Source organism: Plantactinospora veratri (assembly GCF_036421995.1).
GTDB lineage: Bacteria > Actinomycetota > Actinomycetes > Mycobacteriales > Micromonosporaceae > Plantactinospora > Plantactinospora veratri.
Genome location: NZ_JAZGQL010000006.1, coordinates 87,554 through 111,678, shown reverse-complemented (window position 1 = coordinate 111,678; position 24,125 = coordinate 87,554). Strand labels below are relative to the sequence as shown.

Here is a 24,125-nt window from a genome sequence, read left to right as displayed (position 1 = left end):
GACGGGCGGAACCGGCGGAACCGGGGATCGGCAGCATCAGGGAAACCCGGAGGGATCGGCCTGGGAAATCGGTGGCGGAGGGTGGGGCGGTGTCGTAGCCTCGCGACACCCGACTCTTCGAGGAGGTCGATGATGGCAGGCATGGTCATTGGCGCAGTAGCCACCACCGCCACGACGCGCGGGCGCACCGCGAGCTGACCTCCGGACACTCGCCCCACCGGCTTCCGCCGGCCTCCTGCGCCGGCTGACCCGCCAACTCCTCGCGTCGTCAGCGGTCCGCTGGCCGCGGCAACCCCTTGCCGCCGGCAGCCTTTTGCGCCCTGATCCGGCGCTGTCTCTCACCGCTCATTGCGCTGAACCGAGGAGTACCCGTGGATTCCGCTACATCCTTCGAACCGCTGACCGCGGCCGAGGGCGGACCAAGTCATGTCATCCGTACCGGTTCGATCGTGCGGCGTGCCGCCAAGCCCTGGACCGGTACCGTGCACGCCCTGCTGCACCACTTGGAGGAGATCGGGTTCGCCGGCTCCCCCTGGGTGGTCGGTACCGGCATCGACGACAACGGCAACGAGATGCTGACGTACGTCGAGGGCGACATCATCCACCCCCGGGCCTGGACGGACGAGGGGATCTGGCAGGTCGGCGCGCTGCTGCGCGAACTGCACACCGCCACCGCCAGCTTCCGGCCGCCGCCGGACGCCCGGTGGCAGCCGTGGTGGATGCACCGGGAGGGGCCCGACTCGGTAATCGGGCACTGCGACGCCGGGCCGTGGCACATCGTCGCCCGGGCCGGCCGACCGGTGGCGTTCATCGACTGGACCCTGGCCGGGCCGGTCGACCGGCTCGACGAGGTGGCCGCCACGGCGTGGTGGAACGCCCAGTTGCACGACGACGACATCGCCGAACGCCACCACCTGCCGGATGCGGCCGGCCGGGCCCGGCAGCTACGGCTGTTCCTGGACGGCTACGAACTGTCGGCGGCAGACCGGGTCGGCCTGGTCGGCCGGATGATCGAGCTGGCGATCCGGGACTGTGCCGCCGAGGCGATCCGGGCCCGGATCACGCCCGAGTCGACCGACCCGGCACCGGTCTGGGCACTCGCCTGGCGAGCGCGGGCCGCCGGATGGATGATCCGGCACCGCACCCTGCTCGAACGCGCCGTCTCCGGCGGCTGAGGGATCCGGAGGTCGTCGGCGTGCTCCGTGCGTCGGCGGCCTCCGGCCCGGCCGGTCTCAGCGTGCCGGAGCCGCGATCGGCTTGCGCATCCGGACCAGTCGCACCGGTACGCCACCGGCCGGGTCCTCGACCTGCTCGACCGGTACGAAGCCGGCCGCCTCGTAGAGTGGCCGGCCGGCGAGCGTCGACATCAGTTCGAGGGTGCGGAAGCCCTCGGCGGCGGCGGCCGCCTCACAGCGGGCGAGAATCAGCCGGCCGACGCCACGGCGGGTGTAATCCGGGTGGGTGTACATCGCGCGGACCTTCGCCGGATCCCGGGCCGGGTCCAGCATCGCGGGATCGCGGCCCTGCGAGTGGTCGCCGCCGTAGAGGGTGGCCCGACGGCTCCACCCGCCGCAGCCGGCGAGCCTGCCGGCCGACTCGACCACGAAGTAGGTCCCGTCGTCGATCAGCTGGGTGTCGATGCCCATTATCGAACGGCTGGAGGCGATCTGTGCCGGGTCGAGGAAGCCCTTCTGTAACTCGCTGATCGCGGCGTCGATCAGCGGCAGCAGCTCCGGCACGTCGGCGCGCCGGGCGAGCCGGCTGGTCAGCGTCATGGCCCTCCTCGCAGGCGGTCTCGTCCGGCCGTCATTCAACCACCCGCCCGGTGCCTCGGACGGCACCGTCCCGGGGCTCGATCCGGTACGTCATCGACACCCGCAACACCGTCCGCCCGTCGCGCCGATGGTCCGGGCTGAGCCGGAACTCGACCCGCCTGCCGTCGATGCTCTTGAACCATGGACCCGCCGGTGCGTCGTCACCACCGGCCGGCCACCCGCGCCGCTGGGCGAGGTCCCGGTAGAAGCGCTCGATCTCCTGCCGGGCCGGCCCGGCAGCGGCCGGGTACGCCCAGATGGTGACCGCGCCGCCGTGCCAGTCGCCGACGCCTACGCTCTCGCACGGCTCGGCGTACTCGGTCGAGTCCAGCTCCATCCCGGCGGGCGCCCGGGTCAGCATCGGATCGGTTGCGAAGGTGGCCGCGAAGGCCGCTTCGGCGGCCGAGCAGACCGGCCGGCCCGGCGGCTCGGCCAGCCGGTGCAGCGCCCGCAGCCCGACGATGCCGGTCGCGCCCAGCGCCACCGTGACGACCAGCCCGACCAGGCCCGTGACTGTCTTCTTCCTGCCCATGACCGCCCCCGCTGTCGTCTCGGACACCGCATGAAGGGTAGGCAGCGTGTTGTGAGGAAAGCGTGAGTCCGCTGTGGTCGGCCCGCGCAGACGTACCCGGGCCTCGTCCCGACGACGGTCAACCCGGCCGCCGCGAGCCGGATCAGTTCCCGCGTGGTGGCCGACGGCCTACGCTGGCGGCATGACCGGCAGAGTCGAGACGAGCGCTTCTGCGAGGACAGTCGGTTGGGTTCTCTCGGCGAACGTCCGCGTCCTGATCGAGTCGCTGGCCGTCCTGGTCGACTACGAGGCCGACGACTGGGACTGGAACGCCATCGAGGCAGGACTGAGCGGTACGGACGCCGACAACCCGCAGGGGTGGTACGACTATCCCCTCGTCGGAACCAGCACGCTCCGTCTAGAGCTGGCCAACGATCCCGGCTCCACCATCACGTCCGTCCAGGTCCACCACCCCGCCGACGAAGCCCTGACGGCCCGCGTCGAAACGGTCCTGTCGATGCTCGCCCGCTATCGGGTCATCGCCTGAGCGAGCGAGTCTGAGTCGTAACGCCGCCAAGTTGAGGGCGTGCTCAGGGCGTCAGGGCGTCTCCAAGGCGTCAAACGTCGCCCGATGTTGACCATCAATGCCAACCGACGCCAGAACATACGACCAGGTCAGAGCCATGATCACGGCGCTGACCTGGGGTACGACGGACGAGTCGACCTGTACGCCGGATTTTGTGCCCGGCACGCACCGTTGCCGGTGGTGCCGGCGGCGGTCATCCATCTCGGCCTACCGTTGCCGGCAGGCTCCAGCGGCCTACCCGCAGGCATCGGGCGGGCCGCCCTCGATCGCCTGCGCGGGCCGTTGCCTTTCGGCGATGGCCCTCTCTTGGCCTTGCTCCGGGTGGGGTTTACCGAGCCATCCCGGTCACCCGGGATGCTGGTGGGCTCTTACCCCACCGTTTCACCCTTACCGAACCGGTCAATCAACGCGTCTCCGCGTAAACCACCCGCCCGGCGGTTTGTTTTCTGTGGCACTTTCCCGCGGGTCACCCCGGGTTGCCGTTAGCAACCACCCTGCCCTGTGGAGTCCGGACGTTCCTCGGCGGCGGGCTCACGGCCCGCCGACGCGACCGCCCGGTCGACTCGTCCGTCGCGTACCCAATGGTAGCGATGATCCCGAAGAGCGATCCACCCGGCCGCTCCACGGGTACGCCTCGGCGAATCCGGCAGGCCACCGAGAGCGCGGGAGTGGCGCCGATTAGCCTCGACAGGCTATGGATTTTCCCGAGGCGCTGCTACTGCTCGCTGCCGGGCTCGCCGCAGGCGTGGTCAACGCGGTGGCCGGCGGCGGTTCGCTGATCACCTTCCCCGCCATGATCGCGGTCGGGCTGCCGCCGATCCCCGCGAACGTGAGCAACTCGATGTCGGTCTGCCCCGGCTATCTGGCCAGCGTGTGGGGCAGCCGAGCCGATCTGCCGGACCGGCGGTGGCTGCTCCGGCTGGTCCCCGGCACCGTGCTGGGCACCGCCGCCGGCTGCGCGCTGCTGCTCTCGACTCCGGCCCGGGCGTTCGAGTTGGCCGTACCGTTCCTGGTGCTCGGCGCGACCGCCGTACTGGCGTTCCAGGACCAGCTTCGCCGCCTGGTGGGCCAGGAGGGCGGCCGACCCGCCACACCCGGTTCCGGCCGCCGCGCCGCCGCTGGCGGGACGGTGCTGCGGAGTACCTCCCGGCAGACCCTCGCGCTGCACACCATGGTCGTGGTCGGCGCTGTCTACGGTGGATATTTCGGCGCCGCGCTCGGGGTCATGCTGGTGGCCGGGCTGGCGCTGGTGTTGGACGAGACGCTGACCCGGGTCAGCGCGATCAAGAACGTACTCTCCGCGGTGGTCGGGCTGACCACGATCGTCGCCTTCGCCGCGTTCGGCCCGGTGAACTGGACCGCCGTCGCGGTCGTCGCCCCGGCGACCGTCATCGGCGGGTACGCGGGCGCGCGGCTCGTCCGCCGCATGCCGCCGGAGCTGCTCAAGACCGTGATCGTGCTCTTCGGTACGGCGATCGGCCTGCTGCTGCTCTACCGCTCCTGGACCTGACCCACCGCAGGGGGCAGCTCGTGGCTCAGTGTCTGCGCTGGGCGGGGTAGCGTCGCCGGACCTCGGTCAGCATCCAGCCGAAGAACGCCAATTCCAGCAGACCGAATGCACCGACGAGCACCATCTCGATCATCTGCCGCACCTCCGGTCCGGATCGGCTCGCGGGTCGTTCCTCCCACGCTAGCAACACCCGGCGTCCGGCACCGGACAAGAGATCCCCGTGACCAGGTCGGCGTACCCGATGGGTTGCCTGTGCTGGCCACGGGGATCTTCCCGGGGGCGGGGGTGGTGGGGTCGGGGTGAGTGCCGGGTCGGTCAGACCTTCGGGGCGGGTTCGACGGCCTCGTCGGCCACCTCGTCGGTCGACTCCCTCGGGCTGGGTACGAGCCGCGGGTCGCCCTCGTCGGCGAAGTAGTCGTCCTGCTCGGTCCCGTCGACCCCGTCGGCGACCTTGGCGGCCCGCAGGATCAGCGTGACGATGGCCGCGACCAGCAGGTTGACCACGACCGCGACCAGGCCGACGTAGATGGTCTTGGTCGAGCCGTCGAAGCCGAGCTTCTCCAGCGGGAACGCGGAGCCGCCGAAGTGCGCCCGCTTGGTCGCCGGGTTGGGGATCTGGTAGAGCATCCACATGCCCAGCCCCATTCCGGCCGCCCAGCCGGCGACCAGCGCGCCCCGGTGGAACCAGCGGGTGTAGAGGCCGAGGGCGACCGCCGGCAGCGTCTGCAGGATGATGACCCCGCCGATGAGCTGGAGGTCGATCGAGAACTGCGGGTCGAGGAAGACGATGCAGGCGACCGCACCGATCTTCACCACCAGCGACGTGATCTTGGAGACGTTCGCCTCCTGGGCCGAGGTGGCGTCCTTGCGCAGGTACTCCTTGTAGATGTTCCGGGTGAAGAGGTTGGCCGCCGCGATCGACATGATGGCGGCCGGTACCAGCGCGCCGATCCCGATCGCGGCGAACGCGATGCCGGCGAACCAGCTCGGGAACTGCTGCTCGAAGAGCAGCGGTACCACCGTGTTGTTGTCCACGGTGCCCTCGGTCGCACCCGGCAGCGGGGTCACCTCGGCGGCGATGGCGGCGTACCCCAGCAGGGCGATCAGGCCGAGCAGCAGACTGTACGCCGGCAGCGCCGACATGTTCCGCTTGATCACGTCCCGGCTCCGGCTGGCCAGTACGCCGGTGAGGCTGTGCGGGTAGAGGAAGAGCGCCAGCGCCGAGCCGAGAGCCAGGGTGATGTACTGCAACTGGTTGTTGGCGTTGAGCGTGATGCCGTCGTTCGGGGAGGGGCTGGCGTCGAACTTCGCGTCCGCCGCGTCGAAGATGCTCCCCCAGCCACCCAGCTTGTAGGGCAGGTAGACGATCGCCACCAGGATCACGATGTAGATCAGCGAATCCTTGACGAACGCGATCAGCGCCGGGGCCCGCAGCCCGGACTGGTAGGTGTAGGCGGCCAGGATGGCGAAGGCGATGATGATCGGCAGGTGCCGGGCGATGGTGCTCTCCCCGGTCACCCCCATCGTCTTGAGTACCGCCTCGATGCCGACCAGCTGGAGCGCGATGTAGGGCATCGTGGCGACGATGCCGGTGATCGCGATGATCAGCGCCAGGGTCGGCGAGTCAAACCGCTTCCGGACGAAGTCGGCCGGGGTGACGAAGCCGTGCCGGTGCGACACCGACCAGAGCCGGACCAGCACCAGGAAGACCAACGGATAGATGATGATCGTGTACGGCACCGCGAAGAACCCGGCCGCGCCGGCTCCGAAGAGCAGCGCCGGCACGGCCACGAAGGTGTACGCCGTGTAGAGGTCGCCGCCGACCAGGAACCAGGTGATCCAGCCGCCGAAGCTGCGGCCGCCGAGGCCCCACTCGTCGAGGTGCGCCATGTCGTTCGGCGCACGCCACCGGGCAGCGACGAATCCCATCGCGCTGACCAGCAGGAACAGCAGCGTGAAGACGATGATCTCAGTGAGATGGTCCTGCCACACCGTTGGTCACCCCCGCTTCTTCGTCATCTGGTACACCAGGGTCGTGGTGCCGACCCCGAGCAGGATGAAGGCCAACTGGAGCCAGTAGAAGACCGGGAAGCCGAAGAGCCGGGGCGAGTCGGCGTTGAACAGTGGGGTGATCAACGGCACGACGATCGGCAGGAAGAGCAGCCAGTTCCAGGGGCTGTGGTCCTTCGCCCGCGCTCTCGACACCACCTCGCCGGCCGGCACCGCCGGCGTCTCAGAGTCGCTCATGCCGGCACTCCGCTTCGCCGCGTACCGTCCTGAGGCTCATCGGCGCTGAGTTCGAAGATTCGCTCGCTGCGCTCGCTCATGCCGTCTCCTCGCTGCGCTCGGCCCGGTGACCCGCCCCGGACTGACCCGCGTCGTCCGGGCCTCCGGGTGACGTGTCGTCGCTGACCTGTGTGTGACGCCGGAGGTTAGGGCAGAGTGACGACGGTCACCCTGAGGAAACCGGGCCGGTGCGCCGAATGGTGACCACGGTGCGCCGAATGGTGATCAACGGTCAGAATAAGGCCGCACCAAAGGGACCTAACAGGACAAAGAATATATCGAAGTATGGCGATTGCTCTTGATCGAGGGTCGGTCGGTTGCGATGCTGGCCGGGTGCCGAGATTCTCCTCGTACGACAGCACCGCGCTCGCGTACCACGTGCTGGGGTCCGGGCCACCGATCGTCTGCCTGCCGGGCGGACCCGCCCGGGCGTCGAGCTATCTCGGCGACCTCGGTGGACTGGCTCGGGAACGCACACTGCTCAAGCTCGACCTGCGGGGCAGCGGCGAGTCGGCGGTCCCCGAGGACCCGGCGAGCTACCGGTGCGATCGGCTGGTCGACGACGTCGAGGCGTTCCGGGTCCACCTCGGACTGGACCGGATGGACCTGCTCGCCCACTCCGCCGCCGGCAATCTCGCCGCGCTCTACGCGGCCCGGCATCCACACCGGATCTCCCGGCTGCTGCTCGTCACCCCCGGCCTGCGTTCGGTCGGGGTGCAGACGATCGGCTTCGCCGAGGCGGTCGCCGCCCGCGCCACCGAGTGGTGGTATCCGGAGGCGAAGACGGCGCTGGACGCCTGGCAGGAGGCGGCCGGCCGGGGCGCCGGCCCGGACGAGGTGAACCCGCTGCGCAGCGCGGCCGCGCCGTTCGCGTACGGGCGGTGGGACGAGCGGGCCCGGGCACACGCCGAGGCCGAGCAGGAGGAGCGACCCGACGCGCCCTCCGTCGGGTTCTACGACGGCTTCGCCCCCGACACCGCCGCGGTCCGCGCCGCACTGGCCAACCTCGACGCCCCGGTACTCGTCGTGGCCGGTGAACTGGACCCGGCGCCCACCCCGGAGGCGGCCCGGGCACTCGCCGCGCTCTTCCCGAAGGCCGAGACCGTGGTCCTGGACGGTGCCAGCCATTCTGCCTGGCTCGACGACCCGCCCCGGTTCGTCAAGACCGTGCTCACCTTCCTCACCGAGGAACCCTCGCCGCAGAAGTGTTAGGAAGGGCCCCCACATATACAGAAAGCGATAAGAAGGGGCCCTTCCTTACAGGTGGGCAGTGTCGTTGACGGTTCGTACCGCCATTCCGCCGTCGGGCCAGATGTCCAGCAGGGACAGGCCGGCCGGGTCGAGATAGAGCCGGTGCAGGAAGGCGTCGGTCGCGGCCAGCGCGTCACGGAGCGCGATCTTCACCGGCGAGACGTGCGAGACCACCACCACGGTCTCCCCCGGATAGTCGGCCAGCAGCTTGGCCATCACCCGGCTGACCCTGGTGCCGACGTCGACGAAGGACTCCCCGCCGGGCGGGGCGACGGCCGGCGACGCCAGCCAGGCGTCCAGTTCGGCGGGCCAGCGCTCGCGTACCTCGGCGAAGGTGCGCCCCTCCCACTCGCCGAAGTCGCACTCGATCAGATCCGGCTCGACCACCACCGGTACCCCGCCGAGCCCGCCGGCGATGATGCCGGCCATCGCCGTACACCGGGACAGCGGCGAGCTGACCACCGCCGCGACCTGGTCGACCAGCCCGGCCACCCGCCGGGCCGTCGCACCGGCCTGGACCAGGCCCCGGTCGGAGAGCGGCACGTCACCCCGGCCCGAATAGCGGCCCTTCGCGGTGTACTCCGTCTCGCCGTGCCGGATCAGCAGCAGCCGGGTGGCGGTCTCCGCCGGGCGCGGCTCCCAGGAGCTCTTCGCGGTCGACCCCTGCGCGGCGACCTCGTGCGCCTCCGCCCGCCCGGTCGCGCCGGCCGGCGAGGCGGCCGCCTCGGCCGCGCTGTCCCGGGCCACCTCCGGCACCTTGCCGGCCGCCAGGTCCATCGCCGCGTTCGCCAGCGCGTCCGCGTGCCGGTTGCGCTCCCGGGGAATCCAGGTGTACGTCACCGAGTCGAACTTCCGGACCAGCCCGGCCGCCTGCGCGGCGAGCGGGCGCAGCCCCGGGTGCTTGATCTGCCAGCGGCCCGCCATCTGCTCGACCACCAGCTTGGAGTCCATCCGCACCTCGACGCCGGACGCACCCGCCTCGCGGGCGGCCTCCAGCCCGGCGATCAGACCACGGTATTCCGCGACGTTGTTGGTGGCGACGCCGATCGACTCGGAACGCTCGGCCAGCACCTCGCCGCTGCCGGCGTCCCGGACCACCGCCCCGTAGCCGGCCGGGCCGGGATTGCCCCGGGCACCGCCGTCCGCCTCCACCACGACCTTACGACCCGGCACGGGCCCACCCCCGATCCCGCCACCGACGCCGGTCACAGCCCGGACTCGGCGGTACGCACCATGATGCGGCGGCACTCCTCGCAGCGCACCACCTCGTCCGGGGCGGCGGCCTTGATCCGGGCCCGGTCCGCACCGTACAGCTCCAGCCGGCAGCCGCCGCAGCGCCCACCGGCGACCAGGGCCGCGCCGAGCCCGCCCGACGACTCGCGGATCTTGTCGTAGAGCGTCAGCAGGTCGGCCGGGAGGTCGGCCGCGAGCGGCTGCCGCGAACCGGCCTTGAACTCCTCCTCCTTGCCGATCTCGGCAAGGGCCTGGTCCCGCCGCTGTTCGGTCTCCGCGCGCCGCTGCCGGGTCGCCGTCAGCCGCTGCTCGATCCCGTCGAGTACGCCCTGCGCGGTCTCCCGCTGCTCCATCAGCTCCAGCTCGGCGTCCTCCAGCTCGGTCTGCCGCCGGTTGAGCGAGGCCAGCTCGTGCTGCAACGCCTCCAGTTCGCGGGCCGGCCCCGAGCCGACCGTCAGCCGGGCCTGGTCACGGTCCTTGCGGATCCGCACCTGCTCGACGTCGCGCTCCAGCCGGGCGATGTCCCGGTCCAGGTCGTCCACCGCCACCTGGGCCCGGACCCGCTCGTCCTCCAGCGCGGAGAGTTCCCGGGCCAGTGTCTCCAGTTCGGCGTGCTCCGGCAGCGTACGACGCCGGTGCGCGAGCTGGGCGAGCCCGGTGTCGATCGCCTGTAGGTCGAGCAGGCGACGCTGGTCTTTCGGATCGGCCTTCATCGCTGGGACTCCTTGTCCACGGAGGATGCGGGGGTTAGCACGGGTGGTACCGGAGACGCCGCCTGCACCGTCCACGGGTCGGTGTCCAGATCGGACACCAGGGTCTGCACGCCCAGCCGCTCGCGCAGGTGTCCGGCGAGGTCGTCGAGCCAGGGCCGCTCGGTCGCCCAGTGCGCGGCGTCGAGCAGCGCCGGCCCCTCCTCGGCGAGGTATTCGCTGACCGGGTGGTGCCGCAGGTCGGCGGTGAGGAAGGCGTCGGCACCGGCCCGGAGGGCGTCGCCGAGGAAGGAGTCGCCGGCACCGCCGCTGACCGCGACGGTCGAGATCGTCCGACCCGGGTCGCCGGCGGCGCGTACGCCCCAGGCGGTCGGCGGGAGCGCCCGGGCCGCGTACCCGGTGAACTCGGCCAGCGTCATCGGCTCCGGCAGCCGGCCGATCCGCCCGAAGCCCCGTCCCGCCCCGGCGGCCGGACCGGCGGGGTCGGCCGGGCGCAGCGGGCGCAGGTCGGTCAGGCCCAGCCGGGCGGCGAGCGCGTCCGATACCCCGGGAGCGGCGACGTCGGCGTTGGTGTGCGCCACGTACAGGGCCACGTCGTTTTTGATCAACTGGTGCACGATCCGGCCCTTGTACGTCGTCGCGGCCACCGACGAGACACCGCGCAGCAGCAGCGGGTGGTGCGCGACGATGAGGTCGGCGCCGTACCCGAGCGCCTCGGCGACGGTCTCGGGCACGACGTCCACGACGCAGCAGACCCGGCGTACGGGTGCGGACGGCTCACCGACCACCAGTCCCACCCGGTCCCACCCTTCGGCCCAGGCCGGCGGATACCGCTGGTCCAGCGCTGCCACGACGTCGGCCACGCTGACCGTTCGAGCTCCGGATGCACCCACGGCGGCCCAGCTTACCGGCGCCGGGCCGGCCCGCTACGCCGTCCGCCCGGTTCAGCCGAGCTGGCCGCTCACCGAGAGCCTGGACCGCAGCGCGGTCACCGCCATCTCCCAGGGAAACCGCTCCAGGTAGCGCTCCCCGGTGCCGGGCGGATGCAGTGGCACGACGTGGTCGCCGAAGAGCACCGTGACGTCCCAGTCACGCAGCCGGGCGAGGCTGGTCAGGAAGGCCGGGTGGGCCGCCATCGCGGCGTTGGTGAACGGCATCGCCACGATCGGCAGCCCCTTGCCGAGTCCCTCGACCAGCAGGCCGAGGGCGAGCGTGTCGGCTATCCCGGCCGCCCACTTGTTGATCGTGTTCACCGTCGCCGGAGCGACGATCATCGCGTCCGCGCCGGGCAGTACGTCCGGATCACCGGGGTTCTTGTACGTCGACCGCACCGGATGCCCGGTCTGCCGGCGCAGCGCCGGTTCGTCGGCGAACTTCGTCCCGTCCGGGGTCAACACCACGCAGACGTCCCAGCCGTCCCGCTGCGCACAGGTGACCAGCCGGCCGACGTGCCGGGTCAGCGGCGAACCGCAGGCGAGCACGTAGAGCACCCGCGACCCGGTCGACTCGGTCACCGGACGACCCCCCGCGCCGGGGTCATATCGCTACTCCCATCTGCTCAGCCAACTCCGCAATCGGCGCGGGCGGCGCACCCCGTGTGCGACGCAGCACGTGTGACATCACCTCGTGCGCGATCGGGCGGCACCGGATCTCGGACGGGGCCAGCCGGTCGCCGTCGACCAGCGCCTCGCCCGCCCGGTCCAGGTCGCCGATCTGGGCGAACCCGCGGGCCAGGTCCAGCATGTGGTGGGCGCGCCGCTCCGGCAGCAGCGCGTTGAACCCCTCCCGGCGCATGATGCTCCGCTCGTGGGTCTGCACCGCGCTCCCGCCCTCGCCCAGCTCCACCGCCGCCGCCGCGCGGTGCAGCTCCAGGTTGGTCGGGCCGAAGCTGGTCCAGTAGCGGTTCTGGTCGCCGCCGAGCCGGTCGGCCGCCCCCTCGGCCTCGTTGACCAGATCCTTGACGGTGTTGTTGTCGCCCATCCGGGCCGCCGCCATCGCCCCCTGCAACAGCAGCATCCCGTAGACGGAGAGCCGGTCCGGCCCGGCGTCGTTGCCGCCGCCCGGCGCGAGGCGGTTGGCGACGCTCACGTTCACCTCCAGCGCCGGCCGGGCCCGGCCCAGGGCCAGCAGGGCGTTGCCGACCCGGTAGGTGGCCACCCCGGCCAGCAGCGGGTCGTCGGCCCGCTGTGAGACCGCCATCGAGCGGTCCGCGGCCAGCCAGGCCAGCTCGTACTCGCCGAGTTTGCGCAGCGCCGACGAGGCGATCTGGTAGACCTGCCCGAGCAGGTGTGCCGCCTTGCCGGCGTCGTCGCCACCGGCCACGCTGTCCAGCGCCTGGGCGTCGCGGAGCAGCTTCGGCAGCGCCCGGGTCAGCACCCCGTACCGGGCGTACTGGTAGGTCAGCCAGGCGTGGTTGACCGACTTGGTCATCTCGGCGAGCGAGGGCGGCGGCGGGGCGGTGCTGAAGAAGGATCGCATCGAGTCGTACCGCTCCAGGGCGGAGCGGATCTCCTCGACCTCCACCTCGTCGATGCAGGTGAGCCCGTCGGCCCGGCGTTCCGGTGCCTTGCCGAGCAGAAGTTGGGCGTCGAGCTGGAGTACGTCGGCGATCTCGTACAGCACCGAGAACTTGTCCAGTCGGCGTACGCCCCGCTCGACCTTGTCCACCCAGCTCTTCGACTTCCCGAGCCGATCGGCGAAGACCTGTTGCGACATCTTGCGGCGACCGCGCCAGTAGGCGACGCGCCGCCCGATCGGCAGTTCGTCCACGTCCGGCCCTCCTTTCTGCGTCGGCGGTCCGGTCAGGGGGCCCGCGCCGGTGCGAAAACGGGGTGCGACTCACGTCTGCGCTGGTCGCACAGCATGTACGTCACTCCGGAGACGGCCGCTCGTAGCTTTCGATGCAACTTGCGGCTGTCTGCCCGGACAAACGACCGCGTCAGACGCCAGTGACGGGCTTCGACCTGCATTACTGGCCGAGATCGATAAATGTAGGGGGTTCACGAAAATGTGGGAGAAAGTCCGTCCCCGTTCGGTCCGTTTCGCCCAACTCGACCGGGTGCGGCTGCGTCGCATCGCGGTCCGCTACGCCGGGCACGGCTGGCAGGTCACCCCCGGCGCCTGCCTGGCCCGGCACCGCTTCGTCTGCGGTCGGGCCGGCTGCCCGACCACCGGCTGCCATCCGGCGCTGGAGCAGTGGGAGCAGAGCGCCACCGCCGATCCGGCCCGGGTCGCCGCCTGGTGGCGGCTCCGCCCGCACTCGATCCTGCTCGCCACCGGCGGGGCCTTCGACGTGCTGGAGGTTCCCGCCTATCTGGGCCGGTTCGCACTGGAGCAGGCCCGGCCCCGGCTCTTCGGCGCCGTCTCCGGCCAGGTCCGCGGGCCGGTCGCGGTCACACCGGACGGCCGGTGGATGTTCCTGGTACGCCCCGGCGAGCCGCTCCGGCCCGAACTGGAGCAGAGCTTGTACGTGGTCCGGCACGGCTCCGGCTCGTGGATTCCGGCTCCGCCGACGCGCCTGCCAGAGGGGACCGTGCGCTGGCTGGTGTCGCCGGAGGAGGCCCGCTGGCGCCTCGCCGACCCGTACGGCGTACAGGAGCTGCTCGTCGAGGCGCTGGAGGCGGTCGCGCCGGCCCTGCCCGAGCCGCTCTTCCCGGCACACCTGCCCGCCCCGCGCCGGGGTTACTGAGTCCGGGCCGTCCGGTCCCGGTCCCGCCGGGCCGTCCGGAGTCCGCCGCGCTCTGCGGTGCCGGCGTCCCGTCCCGTCCGGAGATGTCCGCCGGGTCTCTTCTGCCGCCTCCGGGCCGGTCCCGCCCGGCTGGGCGGTTCGGTCCGGAGGGGACCGCACGGGCCCCCGCGCGGCCGCCGACCGGGCCGGCAGCAGGGGTACGAGCAGCGTGAGAGCCGCCCCGGACCGGGTAATCCGGCGCCGGACTGGTTGACGCCTGAGGAAAGGGCCCACGCCATGCTCAGCAAAGAGGATCAGCGCCGGTTTGACGAGATCACGCACCATCTCCGGATAACCGATCCCGAGTTCGTCGCCCGGCTGGGCGACCGGAGCAAACTGCGCCGCGCTCGGCTGATACTCGTGTTGACCTTCGTACTCTGGGCCACCGTGCCGGCCCTGGTCGTACTCGGCGGCTGGCTGGCCGTCGCGATCGCCCCGGCGGTACTGGTGGCCGCCACCCTGTTGATGTGGCAGGCGCGGCGGAACCGGTGAACCGGCGACGGCGGTCAGTCCGGGGCGCTCTCGCCGAACCGGGTGTAGGCGCGGCGGAGCCGCTCGGCCAGGCCCGGCCCCCCGATCGCCGCCCCCGGCGGTCCGAGCTGGCGCAGTACCAGCTCCGGTTCGGTCGCCAGGGTGGGCGCCCGGGCCGGCAGCGGCACCGGGGCGACCCAGAACCGGTCCAGCATCCCGGCCAGTGGCTCGGCGGGCAGGTCGGCGAGGGCCAGCCCGGCGCCGACCGGCGGGGCGAGCGGGCCGTCCCTCCGCTCGACCTCGCCGGCAGCGGAGTCGGTGCCGGCGTCTGCGCCGCGCAGTTCGCGCAGCCGGGCCAGTAGCCGTGCCCGGTCCCGTCCCCGCCAGTGCAGCAGTTGGAACGGGTCCGCGTCGAACGCCTCGGCGAGCAGATAGAAGGTGGCGGCCAGGTGCTTGCACGGCACGGCGAAGTCGGGGCAGTCGCAGCGCTGGGTCAGCTCGTCGACGCCGGCCGGGAAGAGCGGCGCGCCCGCCTCGGCGAAGACCGCCTCCAACTCCGGGGGTACGTCGCCGGCCAGCAGCCGCGCGCTGAACAGCGCCTGCGCGGCGAGCAGCGTCTCCAGCCGGGTCCAGAGCCGTTCGGCCAGCGGCCGGAACCGGATCGACACCTGGTACGGCGTCGGCCGGGAGCCCTGGACCACGGCGGTCACCTTGCCCGGTGCCACGTCGAGCGAGACGACCTGCCCGGCCCGGGCGTACGAGCGGCCCCGGGTGAGCCGGGTACCCAGGGCGAAGGACTCGAGTACGTCGAGGAAGCGCCGGGACCACCACGACCGCCCGATCGCCCCCCGGGCGGTACGCGCCCGCAGTCCACCGTCGACCCTGCGCGGCCGGCCGTACTCGCGGAAGTCGGTCACTCCACCACCGCCCCGTTCTCCAGGGCGAAGAGCTGGCGCAGTTCCGAGGTGGACAGTTCGGTGAGCCACTGCTCGCCGGTGCCGACGATCCGGGCGGCCAGCCCCCGCTTCTCGTTGATCATCGCGGCCACCTTCTCCTCCACGGTCCCGGCGCAGACGAACTTGCGGACCTGCACCGCCCGGTGTTGGCCGATCCGGAACGCCCGGTCGGTGGCCTGGTCCTCGACCGCCGGGTTCCACCACCGGTCGACGTGGATGACATGGTTGGCGGCGGTCAGGGTCAGCCCGGTGCCGCCGGCCTTCAGGGAGAGGACGAAGAGGGCGGGGCCGGCCGCGGCGGGATCCTGGAATCGGGCCACCATCGCGTCCCGGTCCGCCTTGCCGACGCCGCCGTGCAGGTAGAGCACCTCGCGGCCGAACCGGGCGGCGAGGTGGGCCCGGAGCATCCCGCCGAACTCGGCGTACTGGCTGAAGATCAGTGCCTTCTCGCCGGCCGCGAGCACCTCGTCCAGGATCTCCTCCAGCCGGGCCAGCTTGCCGGAGCGGCCGGGCAGCGCCGAGCTGTCCCGGAGCACCTGGGCGGGGTGGTTGCAGACCTGCTTGAGCCGGGTCATGGTGGCCAGCACCAGCCCGCGCCGTTCGATGCCGTCACTGGATTCGATCTTGGCCATCATGTCGTCGACCACCGCCTGGTAGAGGGAGGCCTGCTCCCGGGTGAGGTTGCAGAGCACCTCCATCTCCAGCTTCTCCGGCAGGTCCGTGATGATCGACCGGTCGGTCTTCACCCGCCGCAGCACGAACGGGCCGGTGATCCGGCGCAGCCGGGCCGCCGCCTCGTCGTCGCCGTGCCGCTCGATCGGCTCGGCGTACCGCTTCTTGAAGGCCGGAGCGGTGCCGAGCAGGCCGGGATTGGCGAACTCCATGATCGACCAGAGGTCGGCGAGGCGGTTCTCCACCGGCGTACCGGTGACCGCCACCCGGTGCCGGGCGGGCAGCGACCGGACGGCGGCGGCCTGCCGGGTGGCGGCATTCTTGATCGACTGGGCCTCGTCGACCACGATCCGGTGCCAGTCGACCTCGGCCAGCGCGGCGGCGTCCCGGGCCGCCAGCGAGTAGGTGGTGAGCACCAGGTCCGCGTCCCGCACCGCCGCGCCGAACGCCGCCCCGCGCGGCCGTTCCGCACCATGGTGTACGTGCACCCGCAGCTCCGGGGCGAACCGGGCCGCCTCGCGCTGCCAGTTGCCGACCAGCGACATCGGGCAGACCAGCAGGGTCGGGCCGGCCTCCGGCGGGTCGTCGGCGAGCAGCGCGAGCATCATGATCGTCTTGCCCAGCCCCATGTCGTCGGCGAGGATGCCGCCGAGCCCGAGCGACTGTAGGAAGGCGAGCCAGGCCAGCCCGCGCTGCTGGTACGGCCGCAGCGTGCCCCGGAAGGACTCCGGCGCGTCCCGGGGCGTCAGGTGCCGCTCGACCTGCCCGGCGAGCAGGTCGCCGAGCGGGCCGTCGGCACTGACCCCGAGCACCGGCAGCGCCTCCGGATCGTCCTGGGCGGCCAGTCCCAGCCGGAGCAGGTCGCCGACGGTCAGCTCGCCACCGGCGCGGAGCAGTTTGAGCCCGGCGGCGAGCCGCTTCGCGTCCAGCTCGACCCACTGGCCGCGCAGCCGGACCAGCGGCGTCTTCAGTTTGGCCAGCGCCCGCAGCTCGGCGGCGTGCAGCGGCTGGTCGCCGAGGGCCAGCTCCCACCGGTAGTCGACCAGCGCGTCCATGCCCAGCGCGCTGCGCGAGGCGACCGTACCCGGCGCGGTACGCGTCTTCGCCTGCAACCGGGCCCCGAGCCGGGCTCCCGGCCGCTGCCACCAGGAGGGGAGCAGCACCCCGAAGCCGGCGGCGTGCAGTACCGGCGCACCGTCCCGGAGGAACCGGTGCGCTCCCTCGGTGTCCAGCTCCAACGCCTCCGGCGCGGCCGTACGCAGCGCGTCGTCCAACTCCGGCCAGAGCCGGCTGGCCCGGCCCAACTCGGTCAGCAGGGTCTCCTGCGGGTCGGCCAGGTGCCGGACCAGCGCCCGCAGGTCGCCCCGGGCCGTCCAGATCCGGTCCGCCCCGACCACCAGGCTCGGCTCGTCGGCGGCCTGGAGCGCGAACTCGACCCGCCAGCGCCGCCCCGGCTCGTCCGACCCGCCCAGCCCGTCCGCCACGGCCAGCTCGGTCAGCCCGGCCGCCCCGGTCGGCGCCACGTCGATCTCGACCGGCAGGGGTGGTTCGACGAGCCGGAAGCAGGCCCGTACCGGGCTGCCGGCGGCATCCCGCTGCCAGGCACGCAGTTCACGGTCCAGTCCGGCCAGCGCCTCCGGTGCCGCGCCGAAGTCCCGCTGCCGCCCGGTCAGCGCCCGGAGCCAGCCCCGTACGGCGGCATCGGGGGCGCCGGCCCGACCGGCCCCGATCAGCCGTACCCCCTCCAGGGCCGTCCGGGCGGCGGCGTCGGTGAGCGCGTCCAGGGCGTCCACGACGGTGGCCGCCGCCGAGCCGTTCGCTCCGGGAGCGTCGCCCGGCCCGACCGCCTCCGGCCCGCCCCCGGCGTCCGGTCGGCTGCTCCCCGACCCGTCGCTGCCGTCCGACACGGCGCCCCCGGGTGCGGGCGGGTCGAGCGCGGCGCGGGTCACCGGCGGCAACGCCATGGTCAGCGCCCGGGCCCAGCCGGCGTCCGCCCCGGTGAGGAGCGGGCGCCACACCGCCCGGGCCGAGCCGGAGGTGGGCGGCGGGTGGAGGCCGGGCAGGGTCCGGCCGCGCCGGACGAGTTCCACCGCGAACTCGGCCAGCAGGGCGAGGTGGCGCAGCGACGCGCCCCGGACCGGCGGGCCGGAACCGTCGCCGAAGGCGAGCAGCACCGGCAGGGCGTGGTCGGCGTCGTACTCCAGCACCGGCACCCGCCACGACGCGAGGCCGATCCGGCCACGGCCGGGCGCGGCCGGCTCGGTCCGGACCAGCTCCGCCGAGTCGGCGGGTGCGCCGGCCCGGGTGGGCAGGGCGAGCAGGGCGGTACCGGTGGTCGCCTTCGCGGCGAGTTCGCCGAGCGTGCCGGCCAGCCCGGAATATCCGGCCGCGAACGGGTGCGGCCGGTGCCGGGGCGGGCGGCCTGGCCGGCGCGGCGGCCGGGCGGGCAGCGTGGAGTCCTCCCCCCACACCGCGAGCCGACCACCGGCCAGCCACACGGCGTGGACGACCAGCACGCAGAGGTCCCTTCTCGGCCATCGGGTCAGCGGGCGGATCCCTTTGTAGCACCCCGTCCGGCACCGTCGCCGGGCGCGCGCCGGGTCCGGCTGGCGGTCCACGCCGTAGAGCGGGCCCCGCCTCCGGCGGCGCGGCGGATGACGGGCCTTCGCAGACGGCCGAACGGGAACTCCTGGAGCGGGCGACCACGGGGACCAGTTCCCCCGGCCTCATTTCCGCAGGCCGTGCGTGATCCATCCCGGCAGGGCGAATATCCGGGACCGACCGGACCCATGATTATTGGCGATTTTCGGCCATTCCCCAGTCACGAATCGAACAGTTCCGCCCCGGCAGCCGTACTAACGGAGAAGATGACGACAGGCATGGATGCGTCGGCATCACGAGGCGAGGCGGTGACCATGGACTTCCCGATCGTGAAGCGCGCCACGCCAGGGCGCTACCTGCTCCGCGGGCTGCTCTCCTGCGGACCCTGCGACGAACTGGTGATCCCGTCCTTCTCGTCGAGCGGGCGCCGCTACTACGGGTGCCCCCGACGGCAGTGCCCCCGCCCCTGGATACCGGCGGAGCAGACCGAGCAGGCCGTCTGGGCACACGTCGCGGCGACGTACGGGGAGGCGGCCCGGGACGTGCCGCAGGACCAGCGGCAGGCGCTGCTGGCCGCCGTACTGGCCCGGGTCAGCATCGGGGTGCGGGTCGCCGACCTGCACTACCACTGGCGGTGAGCCCCGGTGCCGGCGATCCGCTGCGCCGGGTGCCGCACCGGCGGCAGGATGACCACATGGAGGGCAGCACCGAGATCCCGCTGGTCGGTGGCGCGGCCGACGGCGGCACCGTGGCCGTCGAACTCGACGTGCACGGCCGTCCACCGCTCACCCACCACCACGTGGTCGACGGCGGACTCGCCCGGGCCGAGATCTACGAACTGGAGGCGGTACCCGGGGAGGGACAGCCCTGGCTCTACCGGTGGCGTGGACCGGCCCCCTCCTGAGGGTGAGGCCGGTCCCGTTCCCCCCGGCCCGGGAGCCGGTTACCTGCCCCGGAAACCGGAGCCGGTCACTTGCCCCGGAAGACCCGGACCGTGGCGACGCCGCCCAGGGCCAGCGCGCCGAGGAGTACCGCCCAGATGACGGTCGTGTTCAGGCCGGTGCCGAACTCCGCGTTCGCCTTGGCGTTGGCGGCCAGCGACTGGTCCTGCGGCGCGGGCACCACCACCGGGGGAAGTTCGGCGTAGCGCACCAGGCCGGTGCTCTCCAGCAGGCTCATGTGGGTCTGCACGAAGCCGTTGGCCTGCTCGGCGAGCGTGCGTACGGTCTCGTTCCGGGTACCGGCCCGGACCGCACCGATGACCGGGAAGATCGCGCCGTGCGCCGCCCGCAGCCGGTCCACGAAGATCCGGTCGAACCGCGCCCCGGACGCGTTCGTCATCTCGGTGATCCAGCCCTTCTGCTGAGCCGTCGGCTCACTGGGCAACTGGACGCCGAGCTTGTTCGCCGCCTCGACGGTGAGCTGGTCCAGTTCGACGTGCTGCTTGGCGATCTCGGCGCCGATCTCCCGGACCCGGGCGCTGTCACCCTTCTCGGCCGCCATCTGGCCGGCCGGCATCTCCCAGAGCCCGGCCAGCCGTACCCCGCTGAGCAGTGCCATGTCGGCGGCGCCGAGCTGGGTCGGCCCGGCCGGTGCGGCGATCGCCGCCCCCGGCAGCACGAGCAGTCCGACTACCAGGCCAGCCAGCAGAACAGCCGTCGGGCGCATTGCCTTTACCGCAGATCGGGCCGTGGCCACGTACTCAACCTCCCAGAAAGCGGCGCCAGAGTGGCAAATGGAGTTGTCGGCCAGGACGGTATTGCGATGCGCGCTTACGAGTCAATCTCGGACGCCCGAGCAGAGCGAAGCTTAGGCCACATTTAAAGGAAACCTATACCGGCGGGTAGCGACGACCCGACGAGCAGGGCGGCGGGTGGCGGGGAGATCACCCTCGGCGACCGACCGGTGGCCGGTGTCGACGACGGTCGAGACTTCGGGTGAGGTGTACGAAAATCGGTGGGCGCGGCAGGTTTCGAACCTGCGACCCCTCGCTTGTAAGGCGAGTGCTCTCCCACTGAGCTACGCGCCCGGAGTGCCTCTGCGGCCTACCGGCGGCGGCAAGCTTACCCTGCCACCCCGGTACCCGCTCCACCCAGTTCGCCGGCCCGCCCGGAGGGCGGCGGCGCTCCGGTCAGGCTGCGGTACCGGACTCAGGCCAGTGCAGCGGCCAGGGCCTTGCGCCAGCCGGCCTGGTCGCGCGGCTCACCGGGGCCGTTGCACTCGGCGAAGCGCACCGTACCGGCCTTGTCGATCACGAAGGTGCCCCGGTCGGCGAAGCCGGCGGCGTCGTTGAAGACGCCGTACGCCCGAGCCACCGCGCCGTGCGGCCAGAAGTCGGCCAGCATCGGGAACTGGTAGCCCTCCCGGTCCGCCCAGACCTTGTGCGCGTAGACCGAGTCGACGCTGACCGTCAGCACCTGAACGTCGTCGTTCTGGTATTCGTGGAGGTTGTCCCGCAGCTCGGCCAGCTCACCCTGACAGGTGCCGGTGAAGGCCAGCGGATAGAAGACGAGCAGCACCACCCGCCGGCCCCGCAGCTCGGCCAGGCTCACCTGCTGGTTGTTCTGGTCCTTCAGCACGAAGTCCGGCGCCTGGGCACCGACGTCGATCGGCATGTGGTCCTCCCTGGTCGTGGGGCAGCGACCGGCTGACCACGCGGGTCGGCCGGTACGTCCGGCACGGTGCCACCGGGAGCACCGTCCGGGGTGGGTCTCGCCACGAGCACCGTCCGGGGTCAGACGGCGCCCGTGCCGCTCCTCCGGGCTACTTCTTCGCCTTGGCACCACGGCGCAGGACCAGGCGCGCTCCGCTCCAGTCCTTGCCCGCGTTCACGGTCGACGTCTGCTGGAGGCCGGCGGTGACCGCCGTCTCGCTGATCTCGCTCGGCTCGACGTGGCCGTCCCGCCCCGCCTTGGGGGTCAGCAGCCACACCACACCGTTGTCAGCCAGCGGGCCGAGGGCGTCGACGAGCATCTCGAACAGGTCACCGTCGCCGTCCCGATACCAGAGCAGCACCGAGTCCACCACCTCGTCGGTGTCCTCGTCTACCAGCTCTCCGCAGCGATCGGTCAGGGCGTCCCGGAGATCCTGGTCGACGTCGTCGTCGTACCCCATCTCCATGACGACCATCCCCGGCTCGATGCCGAACCGGTCCGCCAGGCTCCGTACGCCGTCGGCGGCCTGACCAGCGGTCGCGCTCACTGTCACGTGCCTCCTCATCTCCACTGCCAGCGGCATCCGTGCGACGCCGATGACGCAAAGTCCACACAGTTGTCCGGTCGCGCGCAAGTGGCGCACCGGGTCGAAGGGAATTTACCGTGCCAGCAGCGTTCGGGCACCCTGGGTAATGGCCTCTTCGGAGACCAGTACGTGACGGGCAGCCGGACCTAACGGGACGAACGTGTCGATAGAAGCAACTCTACGGGCAGAACCGACAAAACCGGCATCGACCAGCGCCGCCACCACACCCTCGCCGACCCCGCCGGACCGGCGTGTCTCGTCCACGACCAGCACCCGGCCGGTGGCCTGGGCCTCCCGGATGATGTCCGCGACCGGCAGCGGAGCCAACCAGCGCAGGTCCAGCACCCGGACGCCGACATCCTCCTCGGCCAGCTTCGCGGCGGCCCGCAGCGACATGCGAACACCATTACCGAACGTGATGATCGTGACGTCCTCGGCCGAGCCGACGCCGTACACCCGGCCCCGGCCGATCGGCACGTGGCTGGCCGTCCAGCCGCCCGGACCGAGGTACGGGGCGAGCCACTCCCCGTCGCCGTCGGCGTGCAGATCGCGGGTGTGGTAGAGCGCGATCGGCTCCAGGAAGACGCAGACACTGCCGTCGACCGCCGCGCTGGCCAGGCACGAGCGCAGCATCGGGGCGGCGTCGTCGGCCCGGGACGGCACCGCGAGCACCAGCCCCGGAACGTCCCGGAGTACGGCCAGCGAGTTGTCGTTGTGGAAGTGCCCACCGAACCCGTCCTGGTAGGCGAGCCCGGCGATCCGCACCACCATGGGGTTGCGGTAGGCGCCCCGGGAGAAGTACTGCATGGTCGCCGCCTCGCCCCGCAACTGGTCCTCGGCGTTGTGCAGGTACGCCAGGTACTGGATCTCGGGCACCGGCAGCATCCCGCTCAGCCCGGCACCGAGCCCGAGCCCGAGGATCGACGTCTCGTCCAGCAGCGTGTCGAAGACCCGGGGCGCGCCGAACCGCTCCCGCAGGCCCTTGGTGACCCCGTACACCCCGCCCTTGACCGCCACGTCCTCGCCGAAGACGGTCATGCCCGGATAGTCGAGCAGGCCGTCGGCGAGCGCCGCGTTGATGGTCTGGGCCAGGGTGAGCGGGCCGGCCTGCTCCGGCAGCTTGCCGTCGAAGGCGGCGCCACGGGCGGCCGCACCCGGCCCGGCGGCCCGCCCGGCGGCGTCGGTGATCGCCCGGGCGACCCGGACCGGCCGCCGGGGTGCCAGCGGCGCCACGATGTCCGCCGCGCTTTCCAGCTTGCGCTCGCCGAGCACCTCCTCGGCGACCTTGCGGACCTGCCAGCCGACCTCGTCGTAGCGGGCGATCAGCTCCTCCGGGGTGGCCAGGCCGGCCTCGGCGAGCAGCCGGGCGGTGGCCACCACCGGATCCCGTTCCACGTCCCGGGCAATCTCGGCGGCGCTCCGGTACGCGATCTCGGCGTCCGCACCGGCGTGCCCCATCAGCCGCACCGTGGACAGGTGCAGTACGGCCGGCCGGCGGTGCCGGCGCACCCAGGCGGCCGCCTCGACCGCCACGTCGTACGTCTCGACCAGGTCGCAGCCGTCCGCCGAGAAGTACCGGATCCCCGGTTTGGCCCGCAGCGCCTGCGCGACCCAGCCGTCCGGCGACCTGACACTGATCCCGAGCCCGTTGTCCTCGCAGACGAAGAGCACCGGGATGCGCAGCCCGGTGTGGTCGCACCAGCCGGCGGTGTTGAACGCGGCGACGGCGGTGGCGTGGTTCACCGAGGCGTCGCCGAACGAGCAGACCACGATCGCGTCGGCCGGCCAGGCCGGATCGGTCTCGCCGCGCTGCCGGGGCGCGCCGCCGGCCGCCCGCCGGCCGACCGGCCGGCCCCGACCGTCACCGAGCCGGCGCAGCCGTTCGATGGCGAAGCCGATCCCGACCGCCCGGGGCAGGTGCGAGGCGATGGTCGAGGTGGTCGGCACGACGGCGACGGAGGCGTTGCCGAAGACCTTGTGCCGGCCACCGGCGACCGGCTCGTCGGCGGAGGCCACCACCCCGCGCAGCACGTCCCGGGCGGCCTCCAGGACCGCCTCCGGCGCGCCGGCCCCGTCGTCGGCGTCGTCGTCCCGGTCGCCGGAGTTCCCGTTGCCGTCCTGACCGCGCATCGCCTCGGCCACCCGTTCGGCGCTTCCGACCCGGTGCGCCGGGCCGTCGGCCTGCTCGGCCCGCGCGGCGGAGCCCTCCGCCTCGGCCTGGGCGACCCGGGCGCAGTAGAAGGCGCCGGACCGGTAGTGCAGCAGGGCCGGATCGGTGTGCCGGACCGCGAGCGCCACCGCCGCGTTCCCCTCGTGCCCGGAGGAGCCGATGGTGTAGAACCCCTCGCCGAAGCTGCGCAGCCAGCGCGCCGCGAGATCAAGATGCCGGCTGACCAGTTGGGCGTCGAACAGCTCCAGGGCCGTCCGGCCGTCGAGCGTGCCGCCGTCCCGGACCGGCTCGGCAGCCGTGCGCCCGGTCGCCGACACCTCGATGGCGCCGACCGCCTCCCGGAACCGTTCGTCGAGATCTTGGGGGGTGGTCACGTCCGACAGCATT

Annotated in this window: 23 protein-coding genes, 1 tRNA gene and 1 other RNA gene; 8 read left to right on the top strand and 17 right to left on the bottom strand. The window is 72.4% G+C overall.

Translation table 11 applies throughout. The features are described 5' to 3' along the window. Nucleotides 1-371: 371 nt before the first annotated feature. The gene (locus V1634_RS09915; protein WP_331207461.1) at nucleotides 372-1,175 is read left to right on the top strand and encodes a protein kinase family protein; all 804 of its coding nucleotides are present in this window, start codon (nucleotides 372-374) and stop codon (nucleotides 1,173-1,175) included. A gap of 57 nt (nucleotides 1,176-1,232) precedes the next feature. Here the strand turns inward: V1634_RS09915 and V1634_RS09910 are convergent, their stop codons facing one another. Beyond that, complete coding sequence (locus V1634_RS09910; protein WP_331207460.1) at nucleotides 1,233-1,775, bottom strand: GNAT family N-acetyltransferase; 543 nt, start codon at nucleotides 1,773-1,775, stop codon at nucleotides 1,233-1,235. Between the two features lie 31 nt (nucleotides 1,776-1,806). Beyond that, nucleotides 1,807-2,373: a hypothetical protein gene (locus tag V1634_RS09905; RefSeq protein ID WP_331207459.1), complete on the bottom strand. Its 567-nt coding sequence runs from the start codon at nucleotides 2,371-2,373 to the stop codon at nucleotides 1,807-1,809. A gap of 154 nt (nucleotides 2,374-2,527) precedes the next feature. Between V1634_RS09905 and V1634_RS09900 the strand changes: the two genes are divergently transcribed. Then, nucleotides 2,528-2,872: a hypothetical protein gene (locus V1634_RS09900; protein WP_331207458.1), complete on the top strand. Its 345-nt coding sequence runs from the start codon at nucleotides 2,528-2,530 to the stop codon at nucleotides 2,870-2,872. A 164-nt stretch (nucleotides 2,873-3,036) separates the two neighbouring features. On the opposite strand, the gene rnpB is transcribed toward V1634_RS09900, so the two are convergent. Then, nucleotides 3,037-3,477, bottom strand: an RNA gene (gene rnpB, locus V1634_RS09895) — RNase P RNA component class A. A 128-nt stretch (nucleotides 3,478-3,605) separates the two neighbouring features. Between rnpB and V1634_RS09890 the strand changes: the two genes are divergently transcribed. Beyond that, nucleotides 3,606-4,421, top strand: a complete 816-nt coding sequence (locus tag V1634_RS09890; protein WP_331207457.1) for a sulfite exporter TauE/SafE family protein — start codon at nucleotides 3,606-3,608, stop codon at nucleotides 4,419-4,421. Between the two features lie 315 nt (nucleotides 4,422-4,736). Here the strand turns inward: V1634_RS09890 and mctP are convergent, their stop codons facing one another. Continuing rightward, complete coding sequence (mctP, locus tag V1634_RS09885; RefSeq protein WP_331207456.1) at nucleotides 4,737-6,413, bottom strand: monocarboxylate uptake permease MctP; 1,677 nt, start codon at nucleotides 6,411-6,413, stop codon at nucleotides 4,737-4,739. Nucleotides 6,414-6,419: 6 nt separating this feature from the next. Next, nucleotides 6,420-6,668: a DUF3311 domain-containing protein gene (locus V1634_RS09880; RefSeq protein WP_331207455.1), complete on the bottom strand. Its 249-nt coding sequence runs from the start codon at nucleotides 6,666-6,668 to the stop codon at nucleotides 6,420-6,422. Nucleotides 6,669-7,040: 372 nt separating this feature from the next. Here V1634_RS09880 and V1634_RS09875 point away from each other — a divergent pair, with 372 nt between their 5' ends. Beyond that, nucleotides 7,041-7,919 carry an alpha/beta fold hydrolase gene (locus V1634_RS09875; protein WP_331207454.1) on the top strand — a complete coding sequence of 293 codons (879 nt, stop codon included), beginning with the start codon at nucleotides 7,041-7,043 and terminating at the stop codon, nucleotides 7,917-7,919. Between the two features lie 45 nt (nucleotides 7,920-7,964). Here V1634_RS09875 and V1634_RS09870 read toward each other — a convergent pair whose 3' ends face one another. From V1634_RS09870 to V1634_RS09850, 5 genes are all read right to left on the bottom strand, one after another. After that, nucleotides 7,965-9,131 (bottom strand): bifunctional RNase H/acid phosphatase, encoded by a 1,167-nt coding sequence (locus V1634_RS09870; RefSeq protein WP_331207453.1) that lies wholly within the window; start codon nucleotides 9,129-9,131, stop codon nucleotides 7,965-7,967. Between the two features lie 32 nt (nucleotides 9,132-9,163). Further along, entirely contained in the window at nucleotides 9,164-9,904 is a 741-nt protein-coding gene (locus V1634_RS09865) for a zinc ribbon domain-containing protein (protein WP_331207452.1), read from the bottom strand. Next, the gene (locus V1634_RS09860; protein WP_407951744.1) at nucleotides 9,901-10,764 is read right to left on the bottom strand and encodes a Nif3-like dinuclear metal center hexameric protein; all 864 of its coding nucleotides are present in this window, start codon (nucleotides 10,762-10,764) and stop codon (nucleotides 9,901-9,903) included. Before V1634_RS09860 ends, V1634_RS09865 begins: the two co-directional genes overlap by 4 nt. A gap of 81 nt (nucleotides 10,765-10,845) precedes the next feature. Continuing rightward, complete coding sequence (locus tag V1634_RS09855) at nucleotides 10,846-11,415, bottom strand: flavoprotein (RefSeq protein ID WP_331207450.1); 570 nt, start codon at nucleotides 11,413-11,415, stop codon at nucleotides 10,846-10,848. 22 nt (nucleotides 11,416-11,437) lie between these two features. After that, nucleotides 11,438-12,670, bottom strand: coding sequence for a helix-turn-helix domain-containing protein (locus tag V1634_RS09850; RefSeq protein WP_331207449.1), 1,233 nt, complete (start codon nucleotides 12,668-12,670; stop codon nucleotides 11,438-11,440). Between the two features lie 238 nt (nucleotides 12,671-12,908). Here V1634_RS09850 and V1634_RS09845 point away from each other — a divergent pair, with 238 nt between their 5' ends. Both V1634_RS09845 and V1634_RS09840 read left to right on the top strand, forming a co-directional pair. Beyond that, a complete protein-coding gene (locus V1634_RS09845; RefSeq protein ID WP_331207448.1) occupies nucleotides 12,909-13,589 on the top strand; it encodes a bifunctional DNA primase/polymerase in 681 nt (226 codons plus the stop codon). Between the two features lie 276 nt (nucleotides 13,590-13,865). Further along, nucleotides 13,866-14,120, top strand: coding sequence for a DUF3040 domain-containing protein (locus V1634_RS09840; protein WP_101367351.1), 255 nt, complete (start codon nucleotides 13,866-13,868; stop codon nucleotides 14,118-14,120). A 14-nt stretch (nucleotides 14,121-14,134) separates the two neighbouring features. Here V1634_RS09840 and V1634_RS09835 read toward each other — a convergent pair whose 3' ends face one another. After that, nucleotides 14,135-15,016, bottom strand: a complete 882-nt coding sequence (locus tag V1634_RS09835) for an SWIM zinc finger family protein (RefSeq protein WP_331207447.1) — start codon at nucleotides 15,014-15,016, stop codon at nucleotides 14,135-14,137. Beyond that, nucleotides 15,013-18,243: an SNF2-related protein gene (locus tag V1634_RS09830; RefSeq protein WP_331207446.1), complete on the bottom strand. Its 3,231-nt coding sequence runs from the start codon at nucleotides 18,241-18,243 to the stop codon at nucleotides 15,013-15,015. The genes V1634_RS09835 and V1634_RS09830 overlap by 4 nt, the downstream gene beginning before the upstream one ends. A 399-nt stretch (nucleotides 18,244-18,642) precedes the next feature. On the opposite strand from V1634_RS09830, the gene V1634_RS09825 reads away from it, so the two are divergent. Further along, nucleotides 18,643-18,966 (top strand): zinc ribbon domain-containing protein, encoded by a 324-nt coding sequence (locus V1634_RS09825; protein ID WP_331207445.1) that lies wholly within the window; start codon nucleotides 18,643-18,645, stop codon nucleotides 18,964-18,966. 56 nt (nucleotides 18,967-19,022) lie between these two features. Next, the gene (locus V1634_RS09820) at nucleotides 19,023-19,232 is read left to right on the top strand and encodes a hypothetical protein (RefSeq protein WP_331207444.1); all 210 of its coding nucleotides are present in this window, start codon (nucleotides 19,023-19,025) and stop codon (nucleotides 19,230-19,232) included. Between the two features lie 65 nt (nucleotides 19,233-19,297). Here the strand turns inward: V1634_RS09820 and V1634_RS09815 are convergent, their stop codons facing one another. The 5 genes from V1634_RS09815 to V1634_RS09795 form a co-directional block, all read right to left on the bottom strand. Further along, nucleotides 19,298-19,996: a DUF4142 domain-containing protein gene (locus V1634_RS09815; RefSeq protein WP_331207443.1), complete on the bottom strand. Its 699-nt coding sequence runs from the start codon at nucleotides 19,994-19,996 to the stop codon at nucleotides 19,298-19,300. Between the two features lie 289 nt (nucleotides 19,997-20,285). Beyond that, nucleotides 20,286-20,357 (bottom strand) — tRNA-Val (locus tag V1634_RS09810). Nucleotides 20,358-20,478: 121 nt separating this feature from the next. Next, the gene (locus V1634_RS09805; RefSeq protein ID WP_331207442.1) at nucleotides 20,479-20,943 is read right to left on the bottom strand and encodes a peroxiredoxin; all 465 of its coding nucleotides are present in this window, start codon (nucleotides 20,941-20,943) and stop codon (nucleotides 20,479-20,481) included. A 148-nt stretch (nucleotides 20,944-21,091) separates the two neighbouring features. Then, a complete protein-coding gene (locus V1634_RS09800) occupies nucleotides 21,092-21,529 on the bottom strand; it encodes a DUF3052 domain-containing protein (protein WP_101367358.1) in 438 nt (145 codons plus the stop codon). Between the two features lie 111 nt (nucleotides 21,530-21,640). After that, entirely contained in the window at nucleotides 21,641-24,055 is a 2,415-nt protein-coding gene (locus tag V1634_RS09795) for a transketolase C-terminal domain-containing protein (RefSeq protein ID WP_407951750.1), read from the bottom strand. Nucleotides 24,056-24,125: the final 70 nt, after the last annotated feature.

Coding starts and splice junctions, on each gene's coding strand:
- V1634_RS09910 (WP_331207460.1), bottom strand. CDS start 1,775: ATGACGCTGACCAGCCGGCTCGCCCGGCGCGCCGACGTGCCGGAGCTG.
- V1634_RS09900 (WP_331207458.1), top strand. CDS start 2,528: ATGACCGGCAGAGTCGAGACGAGCGCTTCTGCGAGGACAGTCGGTTGG.
- V1634_RS09890 (WP_331207457.1), top strand. CDS start 3,606: ATGGATTTTCCCGAGGCGCTGCTACTGCTCGCTGCCGGGCTCGCCGCA.
- V1634_RS09880 (WP_331207455.1), bottom strand. CDS start 6,668: ATGAGCGACTCTGAGACGCCGGCGGTGCCGGCCGGCGAGGTGGTGTCG.
- V1634_RS09865 (WP_331207452.1), bottom strand. CDS start 9,904: ATGAAGGCCGATCCGAAAGACCAGCGTCGCCTGCTCGACCTACAGGCG.
- V1634_RS09845 (WP_331207448.1), top strand. CDS start 12,909: ATGTGGGAGAAAGTCCGTCCCCGTTCGGTCCGTTTCGCCCAACTCGAC.
- V1634_RS09840 (WP_101367351.1), top strand. CDS start 13,866: ATGCTCAGCAAAGAGGATCAGCGCCGGTTTGACGAGATCACGCACCAT.
- V1634_RS09825 (WP_331207445.1), top strand. CDS start 18,643: ATGGACTTCCCGATCGTGAAGCGCGCCACGCCAGGGCGCTACCTGCTC.
- V1634_RS09820 (WP_331207444.1), top strand. CDS start 19,023: ATGGAGGGCAGCACCGAGATCCCGCTGGTCGGTGGCGCGGCCGACGGC.
- V1634_RS09815 (WP_331207443.1), bottom strand. CDS start 19,996: ATGCGCCCGACGGCTGTTCTGCTGGCTGGCCTGGTAGTCGGACTGCTC.
- V1634_RS09805 (WP_331207442.1), bottom strand. CDS start 20,943: ATGCCGATCGACGTCGGTGCCCAGGCGCCGGACTTCGTGCTGAAGGAC.